15 protein-coding genes are annotated in these 19,524 nt (G+C 66.8%); 7 read left to right on the top strand and 8 right to left on the bottom strand.

The window, feature by feature from the left end; translation table 11 throughout:
- Positions 1–93: 93 nt before the first annotated feature.
- Positions 94–921, bottom strand: coding sequence for an alpha/beta fold hydrolase (locus B5520_RS14180; protein WP_079597760.1), 828 nt, complete (start codon positions 919–921; stop codon positions 94–96).
- 156 nt (positions 922–1,077) lie between these two features.
- On the bottom strand, positions 1,078–2,457 hold the full coding sequence (locus B5520_RS14185) for an amino acid permease (protein WP_079597710.1): 1,380 nt from the start codon (positions 2,455–2,457) through the stop codon (positions 1,078–1,080).
- 223 nt (positions 2,458–2,680) lie between these two features.
- On the opposite strand from B5520_RS14185, the gene B5520_RS14190 reads away from it, so the two are divergent.
- The 5 genes from B5520_RS14190 to B5520_RS14210 are packed head-to-tail and all read left to right on the top strand — an operon-like array spanning position 2,681 to position 8,629.
- The gene (locus tag B5520_RS14190) at positions 2,681–3,391 is read left to right on the top strand and encodes an NUDIX hydrolase (protein ID WP_079597711.1); all 711 of its coding nucleotides are present in this window, start codon (positions 2,681–2,683) and stop codon (positions 3,389–3,391) included.
- Positions 3,388–4,692: a quinolinate synthase NadA gene (gene nadA / locus B5520_RS14195; RefSeq protein WP_079597712.1), complete on the top strand. Its 1,305-nt coding sequence runs from the start codon at positions 3,388–3,390 to the stop codon at positions 4,690–4,692. The genes B5520_RS14190 and nadA overlap by 4 nt, the downstream gene beginning before the upstream one ends.
- A gap of 17 nt (positions 4,693–4,709) precedes the next feature.
- Positions 4,710–6,554 (top strand): L-aspartate oxidase, encoded by a 1,845-nt coding sequence (gene nadB / locus B5520_RS14200; RefSeq protein ID WP_079597713.1) that lies wholly within the window; start codon positions 4,710–4,712, stop codon positions 6,552–6,554.
- A complete protein-coding gene (nadC, locus tag B5520_RS14205; protein WP_079597714.1) occupies positions 6,547–7,464 on the top strand; it encodes a carboxylating nicotinate-nucleotide diphosphorylase in 918 nt (305 codons plus the stop codon). The genes nadB and nadC overlap by 8 nt, the downstream gene beginning before the upstream one ends.
- Before the next feature lie 7 nt (positions 7,465–7,471).
- On the top strand, positions 7,472–8,629 hold the full coding sequence (locus B5520_RS14210) for a cysteine desulfurase family protein (protein ID WP_079597715.1): 1,158 nt from the start codon (positions 7,472–7,474) through the stop codon (positions 8,627–8,629).
- A 77-nt stretch (positions 8,630–8,706) separates the two neighbouring features.
- Here B5520_RS14210 and B5520_RS14215 read toward each other — a convergent pair whose 3' ends face one another.
- A complete protein-coding gene (locus tag B5520_RS14215) occupies positions 8,707–9,366 on the bottom strand; it encodes a DUF1684 domain-containing protein (protein WP_079597716.1) in 660 nt (219 codons plus the stop codon).
- A gap of 142 nt (positions 9,367–9,508) precedes the next feature.
- Between B5520_RS14215 and B5520_RS14220 the strand changes: the two genes are divergently transcribed.
- Together B5520_RS14220 and B5520_RS14225 are read left to right on the top strand one after the other, a co-directional pair.
- The gene (locus B5520_RS14220) at positions 9,509–10,330 is read left to right on the top strand and encodes a hypothetical protein (protein ID WP_079597717.1); all 822 of its coding nucleotides are present in this window, start codon (positions 9,509–9,511) and stop codon (positions 10,328–10,330) included.
- Positions 10,331–10,404: 74 nt separating this feature from the next.
- Positions 10,405–11,211, top strand: coding sequence for a transglutaminase-like domain-containing protein (locus B5520_RS14225; protein ID WP_079597718.1), 807 nt, complete (start codon positions 10,405–10,407; stop codon positions 11,209–11,211).
- Between the two features lie 37 nt (positions 11,212–11,248).
- On the opposite strand, the gene B5520_RS14230 is transcribed toward B5520_RS14225, so the two are convergent.
- The 5 genes from B5520_RS14230 to B5520_RS14250 form a co-directional block, all read right to left on the bottom strand.
- Positions 11,249–11,719, bottom strand: a complete 471-nt coding sequence (locus B5520_RS14230) for a MarR family winged helix-turn-helix transcriptional regulator (RefSeq protein WP_079597719.1) — start codon at positions 11,717–11,719, stop codon at positions 11,249–11,251.
- On the bottom strand, positions 11,719–12,828 hold the full coding sequence (locus B5520_RS14235; protein ID WP_079597720.1) for an LLM class flavin-dependent oxidoreductase: 1,110 nt from the start codon (positions 12,826–12,828) through the stop codon (positions 11,719–11,721). Before B5520_RS14235 ends, B5520_RS14230 begins: the two co-directional genes overlap by 1 nt.
- Positions 12,829–12,941: 113 nt before the next feature.
- Complete coding sequence (locus tag B5520_RS14240) at positions 12,942–16,172, bottom strand: efflux RND transporter permease subunit (protein WP_079597721.1); 3,231 nt, start codon at positions 16,170–16,172, stop codon at positions 12,942–12,944.
- A 69-nt stretch (positions 16,173–16,241) separates the two neighbouring features.
- Positions 16,242–17,744 (bottom strand): malate:quinone oxidoreductase, encoded by a 1,503-nt coding sequence (locus B5520_RS14245; RefSeq protein ID WP_079597723.1) that lies wholly within the window; start codon positions 17,742–17,744, stop codon positions 16,242–16,244.
- A gap of 79 nt (positions 17,745–17,823) precedes the next feature.
- The gene (locus B5520_RS14250; RefSeq protein WP_176156868.1) at positions 17,824–19,494 is read right to left on the bottom strand and encodes an ABC transporter substrate-binding protein; all 1,671 of its coding nucleotides are present in this window, start codon (positions 19,492–19,494) and stop codon (positions 17,824–17,826) included.
- Between the last annotated feature and the right edge of the window lie 30 nt (positions 19,495–19,524).

The following is a 19,524-nucleotide window of genomic DNA, read 5'->3' on the forward strand; positions in this document are numbered from 1 at the left end:
GCTCCTCCAGGCTTTCCAGGCCCCCGGTTTCAGCCTACCGCCAGGAACCCGGCACGGTGCGTTCGGCGGACGTTCCGCTGGGGAAACCGGACGTCAGACCGACAGGAACGTGATGGCGGCCTGCTTGAACGCCCTGCTGGTGACAGCGTTGGTGTGGTTCCGCCCCGGCAGGACCAGCTGCTCGGCCATGGAGCCGGCGTTCTGCGCCAGCTCCGCAAGCTTCGGCAGGCTACCAATCCGTTCATCCTGGTCACCGGCCACCAGGAGCATCGGCACGTGCGGGACGGCTTCGGACGGGTCGTAGGGTTCCGCCTTGATCGCCTCCACCAGGGAGAGCAGCGCGAAGATGTTGTTACTGGGCAGCAGCAGGGCCATCTTCAGGAGCCTGGCCGTGGATTCGTCGGCGATGGGCGTGCCGTCGGCCAGGTAGTCCTGCGCGGCCACAAGATCGAACTCGGCCAGCGGATCGGCAATGTTCGGCCCGCCCAGGACCAGGCGGTGGACGAGTTCAGGCTGGGTGGCCCCAAACTCCCAGGCGAGCCGGGAACCCAGTGAATAACCAACAACGTCCAGGCCGCTGGAAGGGTCACCGTCCTGCAGGGGCCGCACGCCGGCGTCGAACGCTGTCTGCAGCAGGTCCGCGCGGATCCTGCTCGGGGAGTAGGAGTCGCGGTCCTCGGGGGCGCCGCTGCGGCCATGGCCCGGCAGGTCTACGGTGATGACCCGGCGTCCGGCCTCGAGGAGGGCGGCCACCCAGCCGGTGTCCTCCCAGTTCAGCTTGGAGGAGGAAGAGAAGCCGTGGAGCAGCAGGACCGGCCGGAGCCCGGCGTCAACGGCGGGATCATGCAGCGCCACATACAGCTGCGGGTCGGTGCCCTCCACGGTGTGCGTCTGCTGCTGCCCTGTGTGCCTGCCGCTCATGGTGTCAGTCCTCATCAACTACGGCGCCCGGGGACCCGGCGCTACGGTTCCTCATCCTTCGGAGCCGTGCCCGCGAAGGTAGGCACCACTCTACCTGCCGGGCGAACCGGAAAAACCAAGGCCCGCTGCCCGCTTCCACCCCGGGCGGGGCGCGGCCTACCGGTCCTGCCGTGTGCGGCCGGTGAGCCGGGCACCGACTGTGCAGGCCGCCGCAATGCCCGCAATCAGTGCGAAGGTGCTGAAGAGCTGCACCCGGCTGCTGTCGGCGCTGAAGCCCACCGCGAAAATAAGGCCGAGCAGGACCAGTCCCAGGATGGTAAGCCCCGGAAATCCCTTCATCCGCAGGGGCAGGGGAGTGCCGTCACGGTCGGCGCGGCGCCGCAGGACCAGTTGGGACACCAGCGCGCTGCCCCACACCACCAGGCAGGTGGACCCGACCAGCTGGAACAGTGCAGGCAGGATCCGCTCCGGGAACAGCAGTTCCAGGACCGTGGCGATGAAGCCGAAGGCCACGGACACGCCCACCGCCAGCATCGGGACGCTCGCACCGCTCAGCCGGGACAGGAAGCGCGGCGCCTCCGCCCGCTCGGCCAGGGAGTAGACCATCCGCGACGCCCCGTACAGGTTGGCGTTCAGCGCCGACAGGAGGGCGACGACGGCCACCAAGGTGATGGCGGTTGCGGCGCCGGGGATCCTGGCCGCGTCCAGGACGCCCGCAAAGGGTGAGGCCAGGCCTTCGGAGGTGGCCGGCAGCACGGCGGCAATCACAAAGACCGAACCGATGTAGAAAACCAGGATGCGCCACACCACGGTGCGGATGGCCTTGCCCACGCTGTGTTCAGGGTCTTCGGTCTCCGCGGCCGCCACCGAAACGATCTCCGTGCCGCCGAACGCGAAGATCACCACAAAAAGCGCCGACGCGACGCCGCCCAGGCCCTGCGGGGCAAAATCTGCGGTGAGGTTGGCCAGGCCGGGGGACGCGACGTCCGGAAGGATGCCCAGGAGCAGGGCGGCGCCCACGGCCAGGAACAGCACGATTGCCGCCACCTTGAGGATGGCGAACCAGAACTCAAACTCACCGAAGTTCCGGACGCCGGCAAGGTTGATGCCGGTGAACACCACCATGAACACCAGTGCCAGCGCCCAGACGGGAACCACGGGCCAGACGGAGAACAGCAGGCCCGCTGCGCCAAGTGCTTCCGCAGCGATCACCACCACCAGCTGCAGCCACCACAGCCAGCCGATGGTGGCGCCCGCGGTCTTGCCCATGGCCCGTTCGGCGTAGACGGAGAAGGCGCCGCTGTTCGGGTTCGCGGCAGCCATCTCACCCAGCGCCCACATCACCAGGATGATGAGGGTTCCCGCCACCAGGTAGGAGATGAGCACGGCGGGGCCTGCCGCCTGGACGCCGGCCCCCGACCCGAGGAACAGTCCTGCGCCGATGGCGCTGCCCAGTCCCATCATGGTGAGTTGGCGGGGTTTCATGTTGTGGCCGAGGTGGCTGTGCGGACGCGCGGTGGCGGACTTCGTTGTCATGCGGGCTGAACCTTCTTGGGGTCTAGGGAAAGGGCTCCTCGTGGGACCACTTGAATTTACCGTGTTGGGGGCGCCGGCCGTACCCGGCAGATCCGGTGCCGGACTACGTGCGGCCGGAAACATTTCCCATTCCGGCCGGAATGCCCGTAGAATTAGTTTTGGTCACGATGACCATAACTAAAGCGGGCGCCCGGCGCCCGAATCGGCCGAAGGCGGTGGAAGCATGTACAGCAGCTCAGCGAATGTCTCGGAGCGCCAGGCTGCGCCGCCGTCACTGGCCATCTCCACCGTCATTTTCGCGCTCCGGCCCAGCGAGACGTCCGGCCGGCCCACGCTCTGGCTGCCGCTGGTCCGCCGCATCCGGGAGCCCTTCAAGGGACTCTGGGCTTTGCCGGGCGGGCCGCTCACGCACAGCGAATCGCTGCAGGACGCCGCGTCGCGGAACCTTCGGGAGACAACCGGGCTGGCCCCCAGCTACCTGGAACAGCTGTACGCCTTCGGCGGCCTGCACCGCTCACCCACCCAGCGCGTGGTCTCGATCGTCTACTGGGCGCTGGTCCAGCCGACGGAGGCTGCCCTGGCGGACGTCTCGGAGAACGTGAGGTGGTTCCGCGCGGACCGCCTTGGGGACCTGGCGTTCGACCACAACGCCATCGTGGACTACGCGCTGTGGCGGCTGCGCAACAAACTTGCCTACGGCTCCGTGGCCTACCACCTGCTGGGCGAGTACTTCACCCTGGCGCAGGTCCGGGAAGTCTACGAGGCGGTGCTGGACCGCGAACTGGATCCCGCAAACTTCCGCCGGCAACTCAGGTCCACCCCCGAAATCGAAGAAACAGACCACTTCCTCCAGGGCGGCAAGCACCGCCCGCCACGCCTCTACCGCTTTACCGGCCGGCCCGGCCTTGACCCAGACAACAGGAGCACACTATGAGCAGCGTCAACACAGCAATCCAGCTGATCACGCGCGAACAGGCCGAAAAAGGCGCGGCGGCGAAGGGCAGCACCTGCAGCCCCGCCCTCGCCAAGGGCCCGTGGGACTACGACCTGGCCGAGGCCCTCGCCGGCGTGCCCGCTTACGGTCCCGGAGCGTCCAGTGCCGACGTTGCCCCGGCCGCCACGCCCCGCCAGGGTCAACTTCCCGAGGAGTACAAGCAGGCCAGCGACGCCGAGCTGGCCGGACGTATCCTCGCGGCAAAGGCTGAACTGGGGGACCGCGCCGTGATCCTGGGCCACTTCTACCAACGGGACGAAGTGATCCAGTACGCGGACTTCGTGGGTGACTCCTTCCAGCTGGCCAACGCCGCACTCACCAGGCCCGACGCGGAAGCGATCATCTTCTGCGGCGTCCACTTCATGGCCGAAACCGCAGACATCCTCTCCACCCCCGAACAGGCCGTCATCCTGCCCAACCTTGCCGCCGGATGCTCCATGGCCGACATGGCGGACGCCGACTCCGTGGCTGAGTGCTGGGAACAGCTGGAGGAAATCTTCGGCACCGAGCCCGACGCCGACGGCCGGGTTCCGGTCATCCCCGTCACCTACATGAATTCCTCCGCAGCCCTCAAGGCCTTCTGCGGCGAGCACGGCGGCATTGTCTGCACCTCGTCCAACGCCAAAACCGTCCTGGAATGGGCCTTCCAGCGGGCCCGCCGCGTGCTGTTCTTCCCGGACCAGCACCTGGGCCGCAATACCGCCAAGGCCCTGGGCGTGCCGCTGGAGCAGATGCCCATGTGGAACCCCCGCAAGGACCTCGGCGGGAATGACGAGCAGGCCCTCCTGGATTCCCGGGTCATCCTGTGGCACGGGTTCTGCTCGGTCCACAAGCGCTTCAGCGTGGCGCAGATCGAGAAAGCCCGGGCCGATTTCCCGGGTGTCCAGGTGATCGTCCACCCCGAGTGCCCCATGGAGGTGGTGGACGCTGCGGATTCGGCGGGCTCCACGGACTTCATCAAGAAGGCCATCGCCGGCGCCACCGAGCCCACTACGTTTGCCATCGGCACCGAGATCAACATGGTGAACCGGCTGGCGGCCGAATACCCGCAGCACACCATCTTCTGCCTGGACCCCGTGATCTGCCCCTGCTCCACCATGTACCGGATCCACCCGGGCTACCTCGCCTGGGTGCTCGAGGAACTCGTTGCCGGCCGGGTTGTCAACCGGATCACCGTTGATGACGCCGTGCAGGCCAACGCCCGGACCGCGCTCGAGCGCATGCTCGCCGCCAGGCCGTAATGAAAGGGCAGCCGAACATGCCCGCCCACAGGGCGGCAACCCAGCCGCGGGGCAACGCTGGCAGCGTCCCGCGGCGGCGGCTGATCGTCGTCGGCAGCGGCGTCGCCGGCCTGTATGCCGTGCTGCTGGCAGCGGACGCCGGCGCCGAGGTTGTCCTGCTGACCAAGGGCCAGCTGGATGAAAGCAACACCTGGTACGCCCAGGGCGGCATCTCGGCCGTGCTCGCCAACCCCGCGCCCGGAGACTCCGTGGCCGCGCACATTGCCGACACGCTCCAGGCCGGGGCCGGGCACTGCGACGAGGACGCCGTCCGCCTGCTGTGCACCGAAGCACGCCAGGACATCGCAGGGCTGCAGCGCTTCGGCGTGCATTTCGACCTGGCGCACGACGGCGGCCCGGCCCTGGGCCTGGAAGCCGCACACAGTGCCCCCCGCATCCTGCATGCAGGCGGCGATGCCACCGGAGCCAAGGTGGCTGAAGGCCTCATCCGCTCGGTACTGGCAAGGGAGGCGGAGGGAAAGCTCACCGTCCTGGCCAGGGCCTATGCCACCGCCCTCGTGCAGCGGGACCGCAAAGTTACCGGCCTGGAGTACCTGCGGGACGGCCGCCGCTGCAGTCTCCAGGGGGACGCTGTCCTCCTGGCCACCGGGGGAGCAGGACAGCTGTTCGCCCAGACCACCAACCCCGCCGTGGCCACCGCGGACGGCCTCGCGCTCGCCGTCCGCGCCGGCGCCGCCGTGTCAGACCTGGAGTTCTTCCAGTTCCACCCCACCTGCCTGGTGAACGCGGCCACGGCCCACCCTTCCCGCCTGGACGGGCCCCTGCTGATCTCTGAAGCAGTCCGCGGTGAAGGGGCAGTCCTGCTGGATGCCGGTGGCCGCCGCTTCATGCGGGCCTACCACCCGGACGCCGAACTTGCCCCGCGCGACGTGGTGTCCCGCAGCATCGCCCTGCACCTGGCCAAGCTCGGCGACCCCAACGGCCACGTCTACCTGGACGCCCGGGTCATCGAAGAAACCCGCGGCGCCGGCTTCCTCGAGCGGCGGTTTCCCACCCTCACCCGGAAAACCCGCGAGGCCGGCATCGACTGGACCCGCGAACTGGTCCCCGTCGCGCCCGCTGCCCACTACTGGATGGGCGGCATCACCACCGACCTCCACGCCCGCACCAGCATCCCAGGCCTGTACGCAGCCGGCGAAGCTGCCTGCACCGGCGTCCAAGGGGCAAACCGGCTGGCCAGCAACTCCCTCCTCGAGGGACTCGTCTTCGGGCGCCGCGCTGTTCAATCCTTTCTTTCCGGTTCTGCTTGGGTGTCGCCTGACGGCGCTCCTCCGCGTACTCCCCACGATCCCCCTACCCTCGCAAGCTCGGCCAGGGAACCCCGATCGTGTGGGCCCACGGCCGCGGGCGGCCTCCCTTTGACGTACGCTTCCGGAGCCCCGGCAGTCGACGAGGGCGGGTCACCTTCAGAAGGGCTTCCGATCAACGCGGCGACCGAATCGGGTGCTTCGGGTGGGAGCTCGCTTGCCACCTTCGGTGGGGGAGGGGAGCCGTTTTCGCGGGATGCTCTTCGGCGTTTGATGACTTCGCATGCCGGGGTGCTGCGCTCCAAGGCACTGTTGGAAGAGGCGGCCGGAATCCTCGACCGGTGGGCCGCCGTCGTTCTTCCCGATGCTGTTGCTGCCGGCGGGGATGGCGATCCTGTGGAACTCGAGGACCGGAATTTGTTGCTGGCAGCCCGGCTGCTGGTCGCTGCCGCGCTTGCCCGCCGCGACTCCCTTGGGGCGCATTACCGCAGCGACGAGCCCGACGAACCCGAAACGTATTCCCTTCGCCCGAAAGCGAGCCTCCTCAATGACTGAACACTCCGTGCTGGACCAGGCCACCCGCAGGCACGCGGCCCCCGCGCTGACCCTGCCCGCGGCGCCCGTCCGGGAGATCCTCGAACGCGCCTTCGCCGAGGACGCTCCTGCCGGTGACATCACGTCCCAGCTCCTCATTCCCGCGGACGCACGCGCCACGGCCGTACTGAACGCCCGCGTCCCCGGCGTCCTGAGCGGGGCAACAGTCTTCCGGGACGCCATGCAGCTCGTGGATCCCGGCACCTCCGTTGAGCTGCTGGTGGGCGATGGGGAAACGTTCGACGCCGGAACCCACCTCGCCCGGGTCAACGGACCGGCGCGGTCGGTGCTCCTTGCCGAAAGGGTAGCGCTGAACCTGGTCCAGCGGATGTCCGCCATCGCCACCAGGACCGCCGAGTTCGTGCAGCTCACGCAGGGCACGTCCGCCCGGATCACGGACACCCGCAAGACAACCCCCGGGCTGCGCGTCCTGGAACGGTTCGCCGTGCGCTGCGGCGGGGGAGCCAACCACCGCTACAGCCTCTCCGACGCCGTTTTGGCCAAGGACAACCACCTGGCCGTCATGACCGGCGGGGACCCGGCCAAGCTCACCGGACTCCTGCTGGCCGCCAAGGCCCAGCTGGGCCACACCACGCACTTCGAAGTGGAAGTGGACCGCATGGACCAGATCGAACCCGTCCTGGCCGCAGGCGTGGACACCATCATGCTGGACAACTTCACCGTGGACGAGCTGAAGGCGGGCGTGGCCCTGGTGGCAGGACGGGCACGGGTGGAAGCGAGCGGAAACGTCAACCTGGAGACCGTTGCAGCCATCGCCGCGACGGGTGTGGACGTCATCTCCGTCGGTGCCCTCACCCACACGGTGGCGGCCCTGGACCTCGGCCTGGACGTCGAACTGACCGTGCGGTGAACACGCCGTGATCTTCCTCGACGCCGCCGCCACCACCCCGGTCCGCCGGGAAGTGCTGGACGCCATGTGGCCCTACCTCACCGGCGAATTCGGGAACCCCTCGAGCCACCACAGCCTCGGTGAGGCAGCGGCCCGGGCGCTCGCAGATGCGCGGGCCTCGGTTGCTGCCGTCCTCGGCTGCCGGGCCGGCGAGGTGACGTTCACCTCCGGGGGCACGGAGGCGGACAACCTGGCCGTCAAAGGTATTGCCCTGGCACGGCAGGCTGCCGACCCGGCGATGACCAGGGTGGTGATCAGCGCCGTCGAACATCCCGCGGTGGAGGAATCAGCCCGGTACCTGGAGCGCTTCCACGGCTTCACCGTCGATGTGCTTCCCGTGGACAGCACCGGCCAGGTTACGCCGGAAGCTCTGGCCGGCCTTCTCCGGCCGGAAACCGCTCTGGTCAGCGTCATGTATGCCAACAACGAGGTGGGCACCGTCCAGCCCGTCGCCCGGCTGGCCGCCCTGGCCCGGGAGCACGGTGTGCCCTTCCACACCGATGCCGTCCAGGCGGCGGGCTGGCTGCCGCTGGACACCAAGGCGCTGGGCGTTGATGCCATGAGCATCTCCGGCCACAAACTCGGTGCGCCCAAAGGCTGCGGCGTGCTGTTCGTGCGGGGCCGGACCAGGCTGGAACCGGTCATCCACGGCGGCGGCCAGGAACGCGGCCGGCGCTCCGGGACGGAAAATGTGGCGGGAGCCGTTGGCCTGGCCACCGCCCTGACGCTTGCCCAGTCCCGGCAGCGGGACCAGGAAGTGCGGGTTACGGCGCTCAGGGACGCGTTCATCAGTGCCGTGCTGTCCGCTGTACCCGGGGCGGTCCTCACCGGCCATCCCACAGAGCGGCTTCCATCCGTGGCGTCGTTCTGCCTTCCCGGGACGAGCGGCGAATCCGTGCTCCTGGAACTGGAACGCCAGGGTGTGGTGTGTTCGAGCGGATCAGCATGCGCCGCCGGCTCCGATGCGCCCTCACCCGTGCTGACCGCCCTCGGGATTTCCGCCGAGGTTGCGCAGACGGCGGTACGGTTCAGTTTTGACGCGTCGGTGACGACGGAAGACCTGGACGCCGCTGCCCGGGCAGTCAGCACGGCGGTCGCGAGTGTCAGGACCCTCGGCGCGGGCTAGCGGTGCCTGGTCCTAGCAGGCGGCGGACGGGCTGTTGTTCCTCCACGAGGGCGGGGGAGGAAATGGATCGTCACTCGTCAGTAAAGCTCGCCTACCGGGATCTCCACGGCCAGCCTGTTGGACGGGCCGGGCAAAGGGCATGCCCAGGCCTCGTTGTACGCACACGAGGGGTTGTAGGCAAAGTTGAAGTCCAGGACGAACGTGGCCCCGGGGCCGGTGCCCTGGACGCCGTGGAAGGCACCCTTGATGGTGTCCAGCAGATACCGGCCTGCCCCGTAGGTTCCACCCGGCTGCCCGGCTGTGGCGTCGCGGAAGGGCACGAAGATGCCGCCGCCGTAACCGTGGAGCTTCCAGACCGCGAGCTGCCCCATCTCCGGCAGGTCGAACGTGCCCAGCCGGATGAAGCGGACCACGCCGTCGGTGCCCGTATCCACGGTCAGTTCGCGGCCGGCACCTTCCTTGGTCAGCGGCACATGGAAGCGGTAGATGGGATCGTAGTCCGCAGTCTTCAGCCCCGAAAACCGTGCCTTGTCTGCCGCGGTCAGCGCGGACGCCGGGTGTGTGGCAAACATCAGGTCGCGCTGGTGCCGCCAGTAGGAATGCGCCTCCGCCGGATTCTCCGCGGAAAGCTTCCGGACATTGTCATACAGCGCAAATGTCCGCAGCCGCCAGTCTGCAATGTCGACGGCGGAGATGTCCGCCGGGGTTTCTTCGGCTATGCCGTGCTGTTCCGCCATAGCCCCAGCCTAGCCCCCGGGGCAGGCACACCCGTCCGACGGCGACACGCCCCGCGGGTGCGCCGGTTCCGGCCCGCGGGACCTGGCAGGAAACGCCCGCCGGGTGGACGGCCGGCACAGGCTCCGCGGCTAGGCTGGCTTCATGAGAGGCAAGGCATCAAAGACAGTCCTGTCCGGGGCACCACTGCTGGCGGTCGCGCTTGTCCTGGTGGCCTGCTCAAGTCCGCAGGGCAGCGGTCCGGGCTGGACGGCGCAGCCTGGTCCGACAGTGCAGCCGGACACCTCGGAACGCCCGGGGGCCTCCGGAACCTCGAGCCCGTCTGCCGGGGCAACGCCGTCAGCCACTGGCGATGCTTCCGCTTCCGCAACGCCGCAGGGTGCTGCCACCGCCTCTGCCTGGAAGACGTTCTCGGATCCCGCAAAGACGGTGAGTTTCGAACTGCCGCAGGAGTGGATCGCCCAATCCGTGGCCCCGGAGGAAGGCACCCTGCCCGGAGCGCTCAAGATCGAGGTGAAGAAGCCCGACGGCACGTACATCGCTGCCCTGCGGACGGGACTGCCGCCGTCGTCGGCTGAATGCCCGGAAGGCTCCCGCAGGGCCTATACAGTGATCAGCAGCGTTCCCGTGGACGTATCCGTTACGGGCGGCGAAGGGACCATCCCGCCGCGTATGGTCTTCCGCGTCATCCAGGGCTACCGGTATTTCGGCTCATACGGCATCACCAACGTTGTGGGCGGTGCGGACAACCAGGCCTGCGAGCTTCGGAATGTGGTGCGCGGACCGGCCGGCAAGGGCGACTGGTCGTTCGGCGACGTTGTGTCCCTGAAGGCTTTCGCGCCGGATGAAAAGGTGGCTCCGGCAAAGGCGTTCGACACCCTGGGCCAAGCCGGTGACTACACCGGCGAAAGTTCGGAATTCGCGAACGTCCAGCGGATGCTAATGTCTCTGGAGATCAAAAACTAGTCCCCGTTTCCGGCTCCCACAGGTGCCGGGGCAAACGGCGGCTTTCCTTCCGACGCCGATACCCCCGGAGATTCATGGAACGCTCTGTTTCCGCACGCCTGGCCTTTCGAACCGTAGCCAACACCAAGGTGGCCATGGCCATCGCCGTAGCGAGGAACAGCGGCTACTCCTCGTTTGAGGAATCCCTGTCCGTGATGGCCGGCGGCGAACAGGTCCCGCTCACCGAGGTCTCCGACCACCACGGCGGCCGGCTCCACTACATGGAGTTCGCGGAGCCCGCGGACGTGGTTGTGGAGTACTCCGCCACCGTGGCCGGCAGGGCGGAGCCGGAAGACGCAGACCTGGCGGACCGCATCCGGTACGTCCGCCCCAGCAGGTACGCGGAATCAGACCGGTTGCTGCCCACCGCCTATGCGGAATTCGACTCTGTCCAGGGCAGCGACCTGCTGCATGCGGTACGCAACTGGGTCCACGGCGAGCTGCGCTACCTCAGCGGCTCATCCCGGGGCACGGACGGCGCGGTGGAAACGCTCCTCAGCCGGCGCGGCGTGTGCCGGGACTTTGCACACCTGGCCATCGCCCTGCTTCGCTCAAAGGACATCCCGGCGCGGCTGGCGGCTGTCTACGCGCCCGGCCTCAGCCCCATGGACTTCCACGCGGTAACCGAGGCCTACGTGGACGGTGCCTGGCACGTCATCGACCCCACGGGGCTGGCCCCGCGGGAGTCGATGCTGCGCATCACGGCCGGCCGGGACTCGTCCGACACAGCCTTCCTGTCCACCGTGGGCGGCAGCCTGGTCCTGAACCAGCTGGGGGTCACCGCCGTGGTGAACGGCGACCTGCCCGTGGAGGACCCTGCCCGGTTGGTGCAACTGGGCTGACTGGCTGCCACCTGCCGGGGCCCTCGCGTGCTGCTGCCTAGCGGGGCGGGCGCGGGCCCAGGGAGCTCCGAAGCTTGTCGGTCAGCCTTCGGAGTTCCTTCTGCTCCGCAGCGGTGAGGGCCGGGCCCACCAGCGCGGAGATGTCCCGCACGTGCTCGCGGCCAATCTCCTTTTGGAGTTCCCGCCCCTCGTCGGTCAGTTTCAGCAGCACGCCGCGGCCGTCCTCCGGGGCCGGCATCCTGGCCACCAGCCCCCGCTTCTCCAGCCGCTCCACCAGCCGGCTCAGGCTGGACTGGCTCAACAGGACGTTGTCATTGAGCTCGTTGAGCCGGAGCCAGCCGGACGGGCAGCGGGAGAGCGTGAACAGGACGTCGTACTCATTCACCGCGAGCTTCCGGAAGGCCGGGCCCGACTGCAGCTTCCGCATGACCGCCACCTGTGCCCGGAACAGCGACTCCCAGGTCTCTGCGGCAAGGCGGACGGGTGATTCCGATCCTCCGGCAGCCATCACGCCTCCGCGGAGGTCTTCTCGGCGTCCTGCGAGGCCAGCAGCGTGGCCACGCGGGCTGCATGGGTGGGCGGCTCGGGGACGTGCGCCGGCTTCCGGGCAGCATACTCCTTGCGCAGGACGGGAAGGACTTCCTCGCCGAACAGATCCAGCTGCTCCAGCACGGTCTTCAGCGGAAGCCCGGCGTGGTCAATCAGGAACAGCTGCCGCTGGTAGTCCCCGAAGTACTCACGGAACGTCAGGGTCTTTTCGATGACTTCCTGGGGGCTGCCGACTGTCAGCGGTGTCTGCGATGTGAAGTCCTCCAGCGACGGTCCGTGCCCGTAGACGGGAGCGTTGTCGAAGTAGGGCCGGAATTCCTTCACGGCATCCTGGGAGTTCTTTCGCATGAAGAACTGGCCGCCCAGGCCCACGATCGCCTGGTCCGCCTTGCCGTGCCCGTAGTGCTCGTAGCGCTCACGGTAAAGGCCAATCAGCTGCTGGTAGTGCTCCTTGGGCCAGAAGATGTTGTTGGCAAAGAATCCGTCGCCGTAGTAGGCAGCCACCTCCGCGATCTGCGGGGTGCGGATGGAGCCGTGCCAGACGAAGGGGGCGACGCCGTCGAGCGGGCGCGGGGTGGAGGTGAAGTTCTGGAGCGGCGTGCGGAACTTGCCCGACCAGTTGACGGTGTCCTCGTCCCAGAGCCGGCGCAACAGGCTGTAGTTTTCGATGGCCAGTTCCACGCCGTCCTGGATGTTCTTGCCGAACCACGGATAGACCGGGGCCGTGTTGCCGCGGCCCAGCACCAGGTCAACGCGCCCGTCTGCAAGGTGCTGGAGCATGGCGAAGTCCTCGGCAATCTTGACCGGATCATTCGTGGTGATCAGCGTGGTGGCCGTGGACAGCGTGATGCGTTCGGTCTGCGCGGCGATGTAGGCGAGGGTAGTGGTGGGGGAGGAGGAGAAGAACGGCCGGTTGTGGTGCTCACCCAGGGCATAGACATCCATGCCGATTTCTTCGACCTTCTTGGCGATGGCAACGGAGGCCTTGATGCGCTCGTTCTCGGTGGGGGTCCGGCCCGTGGTGGGGTCCGTGGTGATGTCGCTGACGCTGAAAACACCGATCTGCATGATGTGCCTTTCCGTTCGTGGACTTGCTGGCTTGGTTCCAGTGTAGACCAATTTAGATGCATTTGCATCTATCGACGGATACAACACATCCCGCACGAAAATATTCCGCTGTTTTACTCGGTGCTGCCGGGAGCCGCCCGGCGTCCGCTGACCTTCGGAACCATGCCGGTGGTCCAGTCCTGGAATTCCTCGTCCACATCGGTGGCAGCCCCGAATTCGGGACGTTCCTGAAGCTCCCGCATCAGGGCCTTTTTCTCGCGCCGGCCCTCCACCAGCCTGTAGAGGACCGGGACCAGGACCAGGGTCAGGGCGGTGGATGAGATCAGGCCGCCGATCACCACTACCGCCAGCGGCTGCGAGATGAAGCCTCCGCCGCCGGTGAGCCCCATCGCCATGGGGGTCAGGGCAAACACGGTTGCCAGCGCGGTCATCAGGATGGGCCGGAGGCGCTGCCGGGCCCCATGGGTAATGGCGTCGGCAACGTTCATGCCCGGCTGTCCGTCCCGCGGCTGCCGGTACTGGTTAATCAGGTCGATCAGCACGATGGCATTGGTGACAACGATGCCCACCAGCATGAGCATGCCGATCAGGGACGGCAGGCCCAGCGGGACGCCGGTCACCAGGAGCAACGCCACGGCTCCGGTGGCAGCGAACGGAACCGAGACCAGCAGGATCAGCGGCTGGATAAGGGACTTGAAGGTGGCCACCATAATGACGTACACAATGGCGATGGCCGCCAGCAGGGCAAGGCCAAGCTGTCTGAAGGACTCGGCCTGCTGGGTTGTCGCTCCGCCGATTTCCGCCGTGACGCCCGGCGGCAGCTGCACATCCGCGAGCCGCTTCTGGACTTCGGCGCTGACCGCCCCCAGGTTGGACCCCGACGGCGTGACGGACACCCGTGCGGTCCGCTGGCCGTTGCTGGCGGTAATGGAAACAGGGACCTCCACCTGCTCCACGGAGGCGATGCTGCCCAGGGTGACGGGGGCGCCCCCTGCCGGCAGCGGAATGTTCCGGACGGCTTCGATGCTGGTGAACCTGGTGCCCTGGCCGATTTGGACGGGGAAGTCATCAGTGTCAATCCGTACTTCCCCTGCCGGGATGGGGCTGATGGTGGATGCCAGGACGCCGGCAACCTGTTCCTCGTTGAGGCCGGCGGCCACGGCTTTGGCCCTGTCCACCTTGACCTGCACCACCGGCTGGGTGGCGGCAAGGTTGGTTGCCACTTCACTGGTGCCGGGCACACCGTTCATCGCTTCGACCATGGTGTCGCTCGCTGCCTGCAGATCCGCCGTGGTGGCGGCTTTGAGGGTGATATCCACGGTGGAGGACGTGCCGAAGCCGCCCTGCTGCGTTCCCACGGAAACCTTGCCGGAATCCGGTACCTTGGCCAGCTCCGAACGGACGGTGTCCTGCAGCTGCACCTGGTCTGCCTTCTCGTCGGTCACCACAGTGAACGTGGAGTTTGAGGAGCCGGTGGAGATGAGGGCGGCGAAGCCGGCCTGCGCGTTGCCGGACGTCACCTGGACGTCCTTGACGCCGTCGATCCCGCGCAGGACCTCCTCAAGGCGGATGGCCGCGGCACTGGTGTCCGCCAGGCTGGTTCCGGCCGGCAGCACCTGGCGGACCGTCAGGCTGTTCTGGCCCGAATTGCCCAGGAGGTTGGTGGCGAGCAGCGGGGTCATGGCGGCGGTGGCGCCGAGAACCAGGACTGCTGCCACCAGGGTGATGACGGGGTGCTTCTGCGTCTTACTGAGGATGGGCACGTAGCCCCGCTGCAGCCTGCTGCGCTGTTCGGCTTCCTGGGCCTTCGCCCGCGCCTCGGCGGCAAATGACCGGGCAGCGGGGGAATCAGGCTGGAAGCTTCCGGAGGCACCGGGGGTCCGGAGGAACCAGTAGGCGAGCACCGGAACAATGGTCAGCGAGACCAGCAGGGATGCGAGCAGCGCCATGGTGACGGTCAGGGCGAAGGGCCTGAACAGCTCACCTGCCAGCTCGCCGACGAAGGCAATGGGCAGGAATACGGCAACGGTGGTCAGTGTGGAGGCCGTGATGGCGCCGGCCACTTCGCGGATGGCCGTGAGGATGGCGGTGACCTTGTCCTCGCCGTAGGTAAGGTGGCGCTTGATGTTCTCGATGACGACGATTGAGTCGTCCACCACGCGGCCAATGGCGATGGTCAGCGCACCCAAAGTGAGGATGTTGAGCGAGTAGCCGGTGGCTGAGAGCCCGATGAAGGTGATCAGCAGGGACAGCGGGATGGATACCGCGGTGACCAGGGTGGAGCGTGCGGACATCAGGAAGGCCAGGATGACGGCGACGGCGAAGCCCAGTCCCAGCAGCCCTTCGGTGGTGAGGTCCTTGATGGATTTTTCGATGAAGGGTGCCTGGTCGAAGACCGGAGTGAACTTCGCGTTCGAGCCGAGCTCTGCCTCCAGTTCGTCCAGGGTGTCCCGCACTGCATGCGAAATGCCCACCGTGTCACCCTCGGGTTTCTTGGTGACGGACACGGCCAGGGTTTCGGTCCCGTTAGTGCGGGTGATGGACGTCCGCTCGTCGTCCTGGAGGGACACGTCCGCCACCGAGCCGATGGTGGCCGCATTCTTCGCTCCGGATAACGGGAGGGCCTTGATGGCGTCGAGCGAATCGACTGGACTGCCGATCTGCAGCGAGAGCGTCTTGCCCTGTTCCTCCAGCGTTCCGGCCGGCACCAGCGCGCCGTTGTTTGCCAGCGCATCCCGGATGGACGTGATGGACGCTCCGGCAGACGCCATGGCGTCGCTCCGGGGGAGGATCTCGATGTGCTGGGAGGCACCGCCTGTGACATCAGCGCCCCGGACGCCGTCGATCTTCTGCAGCCGGGGCACGCTCAGCCGCTGGAGGTCCGCATTCAGTTCACTGAGGGTCTTGTCCGAAGACACCGCGAGGAACACGATGGGGAAGTCGCTGATGCTGCCGGCAATGGCCTGCGGCTGGACGTCCTCCGGCAGGGACCGCTTGGCGTTGGAGATGGCCCGGTCGATCTGGTTCCGTGCCCGGTCCAGGTTGGAACCGTAGGTGAAGACCATGGTGATCTGCGAAACCCCGTTGCGCGACGTGGAGGAGGTGGATTCCAGCCCCTCCACGCCGTTCAATGCAGTCTCCAGCGGCCCGCTGACCTGTTTGTCCACCACCTCCGGAGAGGCCCCCGGCATGGCAGTCAGCACCGTGATCTGGGGGAACTCAATGGAGGGAATGAGCTCCTGCTTCAGCGACGACATGGTGATTACGCCGAAAACGGAAGCGAAAACAGTGATCAGTGCGATCAGCGCCCGGTTCGCCAGTGAAAGGTGTGCCAGCCGGAACATCGCATGAACTCCTGTGGGGTTGACTAACTGGTGCGGACCCGATGGTGCCGGCCGCTGACCCCGGCAGGGTCAGCGGCTGGCGGAAACGCCCTCCAGCTGGAGGGACTTGGCGGTTGCCTGCTCCAGCTCGACGGCGAGGTCCGGATTTTCATCCAGCTTCACCCCGTAGCCGGGCATCATGTCCTTCAGCTTCGACTGCCAGCCCTTGAAGTTCTTGGGGAACGTCTTCTGCAGCAGTTCGATCATGATGGGAACAGCGGTTGATGCTCCGGGGGAGGCGCCAAGGAGCGCACCGATGGAGCCGTCACGGCCGGCGATCACTTCAGTCCCGAACTGCAGGATGCCGCCCTTTTGCGGATCTTTCTTGATGATCTGTACACGCTGGCCGGCGGTGATCAGTTCCCAGTCGCCGTCCTTGGCCTCCGGGTAGTACTCGCGCAGCGCCTCGACCTTGTCCCCGTGGCGCTTGGCCACTTCCTTGATCAGGTACGCGGTGAGGTCCATGTTGTCCTTGGCCACGGCCAGCATGGGGATGATGTTGCCGGGGCGGATGGAGAGCGGCAGGTCCAGGTAGGAGCCGTTCTTCAGGAAGTTGGTGGAGAACCCGGCGTAGGGGCCGAACAGCAGCGACCGCTTGCCGTTGACGTACCGCGTGTCCAGGTGCGGGACGGACATGGGGGGAGCGCCCACCGACGCCTGGCCGTAGACCTTGGCGCTGTGCTGCGCGGCGATGGCTTCGTCGGTGCAGCGGAAGAACTGGCCGGAAACGGGGAAACCGCCATAGCCCTTGCTCTCCGGGATGCCGGAGGCCTGCAGCAGGTGGAGGGCCCCGCCGCCGGCGCCGACGAAGACGAACTTGGCGTGGATCTTGCCGTGTTCGCCGGACTTCGGGTACTTCAAAGAGAGGTCCCAGCCGCCGCCGGACGCCCGGGAAATTCCGGTCACGTCGTGGCCGTAATTGATTTCGACGCCGTTGTTCCCGAGGTAGGTGGTCAGCTCCCGGGTGAGTGCCCCGAAGTCGACGTCGGTCCCTTCGACGGCGCGCGTGGCGGCAATGCGCTGCTTCGGGTCGCGTCCCTTAACGATGAGCGGCGCCCACTTGGCGATCTGGCCGTGGTCCTCGGAGTACTCCATGCTCCGGAACAGGGTGTGGGGCTTCAGCGCCTCATACCGCGTCTTCAGGAACCGGGTGTGGTCCTCGCCGAGCACGAAGCTCATGTGCGGCACCGTGTTAATGAAGCCCTTGGGCGAGCCGATCAGGTTCCGGTCCACCAGGTGGGACCAGAACTGCCGGGAGAGCTGGAACTGCTCATTGATGAGCAGGGCTTTGGCGGGGTTCACTGAGCCGTCTTTGGCTGCAGGGGAATAGTTGAGTTCGCAGAGGGCAGCGTGGCCGGTTCCGGCGTTGTTCCAGGGGTCGGAGCTTTCCAGTCCGGGCTGGTCCAGCCGCTCGAACAGGGAAATAGTCCAGTTCGGCTCCAGCTGCTTGAGAAATGCCCCCAGCGTGGCGCTCATGATGCCGCCGCCAATCAGGACGACGTCGGCATGTGGGGTCTTGGAAATGAAGGTCACGATCAGTCTCCGATTGCAGCGGCTCTGGCTGTCACAGAATATCCCCGGGCAGCCGACATACTGAAATTGGACCAGTCCGTCAAGGCTTTAGTTGCACCTTCGTGAAAACTTCATTTAAGACCGGCGATGCGGGATAGCTCACCACGCGGTCGGAGAGGGCCAGGGCCGAGATGGGAAAGGCGATGGGAACCGCCGGCACGGTGGCTGCGATCTGGGCATTGATGGTGTGGTACTGCTCATCGCGTTCCTCGCCTTCCGGCAGGCCGCGTGCCCGGTTGATCTTGGAAAAGACCTGCGGGTCCTGGTAGCCGAACTCACCGTTCTTTTCACCGAAGAGGGGGCCCACGAAGTTGTCGGCGTCGGAATAGGAGCCGTTCCAGCCAAGCAGGTGCAGCGCGTGGTCGCCGGGTGACTGGACCTTTTGGAGGTAGCCGTCCGACCAGTCCACGGGGACAGGCTGGATGTTGAACCCCACAGCCGTTAGTTGCCGGCTGATCTCGGCATAGACCTTCTCCGGAGTGGGCAGGTACGGCCGGGTGACGTTCAACGGATAGTAGAACTTCAGTTCCTCGCCCGCGTAGCCGCCTTCCTTGAGGTACTCCCTGGCCTTGGCCGGATCGTGGCCCAGCTCGGGGGCATCGTTGTTGAAGCCGCTGATCTTGGGAGGGACGAACTGGGTCGCCCTGGCGGTGTTGTCGATGAAGAACCTGCGGATCAGGGTGTCCTTGTCGATTGCCATTTCGATGGCCTGCCGGACCTTCTGGTTCTGCAGCACCGGGATGTCCTGGTTGATGCCCACGTACATCACCGAGAACGGATCGCGCTGGACAATCTGCTTGCCGCGTTTGACCAGTTGGTCGAAGTTCCCCACCGTGACGGCGTCATACCCGTCGATCTTGCCGTCGAGCAGGGCCTGGAGCCTGGTCTGGGGGTGGTTGTATGCCATGAAGTTGATGGTGGCGATCTGTCCCCGGTCGCCCCAGTAGGTGTTGTTGGTCACCAGGGTGACGCTCTGGTCGTCCCATGACGCGAAGCTGAACGGGCCTGTGCCCACAGGGCGGGTGGCGAAGGCGGAGACTGGCCGCCCGCCGCGGCTTTGGTCAAGGACGTCCGCGGTGCCGGACGCCAGGGCCGCGGGAGACGCCATGGCAAAGGCCGGCAGCGTCAGGGCCTGGAGGAACGCCGTGAAGCGCTGGGTGAGGTCGATCCGCACAGTGTCTGCAGAGAGGGCGGTGCAGCTCTTGAAAATAGACAGGTCGGGCTCGTCCGAGTGGGCTTTGAACACTCCCTTGAAGGAACTGCCGGGTGCCTGCCGGCGCAGGTCTGCCGGGAAGGCGAACCAGCGGTTGAAGTTGGCGCAGACAGCGTCGGCGTTGAACGGCGTGCCGTCCTGGAAGGTGACGTCGGTGCGGAGCGTGAAAGTGTAGGAGCGGCCCTCGTTGGACTCGCTCCATTCAGTAGCAAGGAGGGGTGTCGGCTTGCCGGTGGTCTGGTCCACGCCCACCAGGCCTTCAAGGATCTGGCGGGTGATGCGCTGGGATTCCACGTCGCTGGAGAGGGCGGGGTCCAGTCCCAGGGGCTGTGCGGCGGTGCCGAAGTTGAAGGTGGCGGTGGGCTCGGCAGGGGTTGTGGCGCTGGGTGATTCCGACGACGGTGAGGGGGACGGTACTGCCGTGCACGAGGTTGCCCCCAACGCCAGGAGGACGGTGCCGGCCTTAAGGACCGCCCGCCGCGATGTACTGCTGGGCACTCGTTTATCACCTCTGGATCTTGCCGGCTC

It is taken from the genome of Arthrobacter sp. P2b (assembly GCF_900168295.1).
Taxonomy (GTDB): domain Bacteria; phylum Actinomycetota; class Actinomycetes; order Actinomycetales; family Micrococcaceae; genus Arthrobacter.

Coding starts and splice junctions, on each gene's coding strand:
- B5520_RS14190 (WP_079597711.1), top strand. CDS start 2,681: ATGTACAGCAGCTCAGCGAATGTCTCGGAGCGCCAGGCTGCGCCGCCG.
- nadC (WP_079597714.1), top strand. CDS start 6,547: ATGACTGAACACTCCGTGCTGGACCAGGCCACCCGCAGGCACGCGGCC.
- B5520_RS14225 (WP_079597718.1), top strand. CDS start 10,405: ATGGAACGCTCTGTTTCCGCACGCCTGGCCTTTCGAACCGTAGCCAAC.
- B5520_RS14180 (WP_079597760.1), bottom strand. CDS start 921: ATGAGCGGCAGGCACACAGGGCAGCAGCAGACGCACACCGTGGAGGGC.
- B5520_RS14215 (WP_079597716.1), bottom strand. CDS start 9,366: ATGGCGGAACAGCACGGCATAGCCGAAGAAACCCCGGCGGACATCTCC.
- nadB (WP_079597713.1), top strand. CDS start 4,710: ATGCCCGCCCACAGGGCGGCAACCCAGCCGCGGGGCAACGCTGGCAGC.
- B5520_RS14240 (WP_079597721.1), bottom strand. CDS start 16,172: ATGTTCCGGCTGGCACACCTTTCACTGGCGAACCGGGCGCTGATCGCA.
- B5520_RS14185 (WP_079597710.1), bottom strand. CDS start 2,457: ATGACAACGAAGTCCGCCACCGCGCGTCCGCACAGCCACCTCGGCCAC.
- B5520_RS14220 (WP_079597717.1), top strand. CDS start 9,509: ATGAGAGGCAAGGCATCAAAGACAGTCCTGTCCGGGGCACCACTGCTG.
- B5520_RS14235 (WP_079597720.1), bottom strand. CDS start 12,828: ATGCAGATCGGTGTTTTCAGCGTCAGCGACATCACCACGGACCCCACC.
- B5520_RS14230 (WP_079597719.1), bottom strand. CDS start 11,719: ATGGCTGCCGGAGGATCGGAATCACCCGTCCGCCTTGCCGCAGAGACC.
- nadA (WP_079597712.1), top strand. CDS start 3,388: ATGAGCAGCGTCAACACAGCAATCCAGCTGATCACGCGCGAACAGGCC.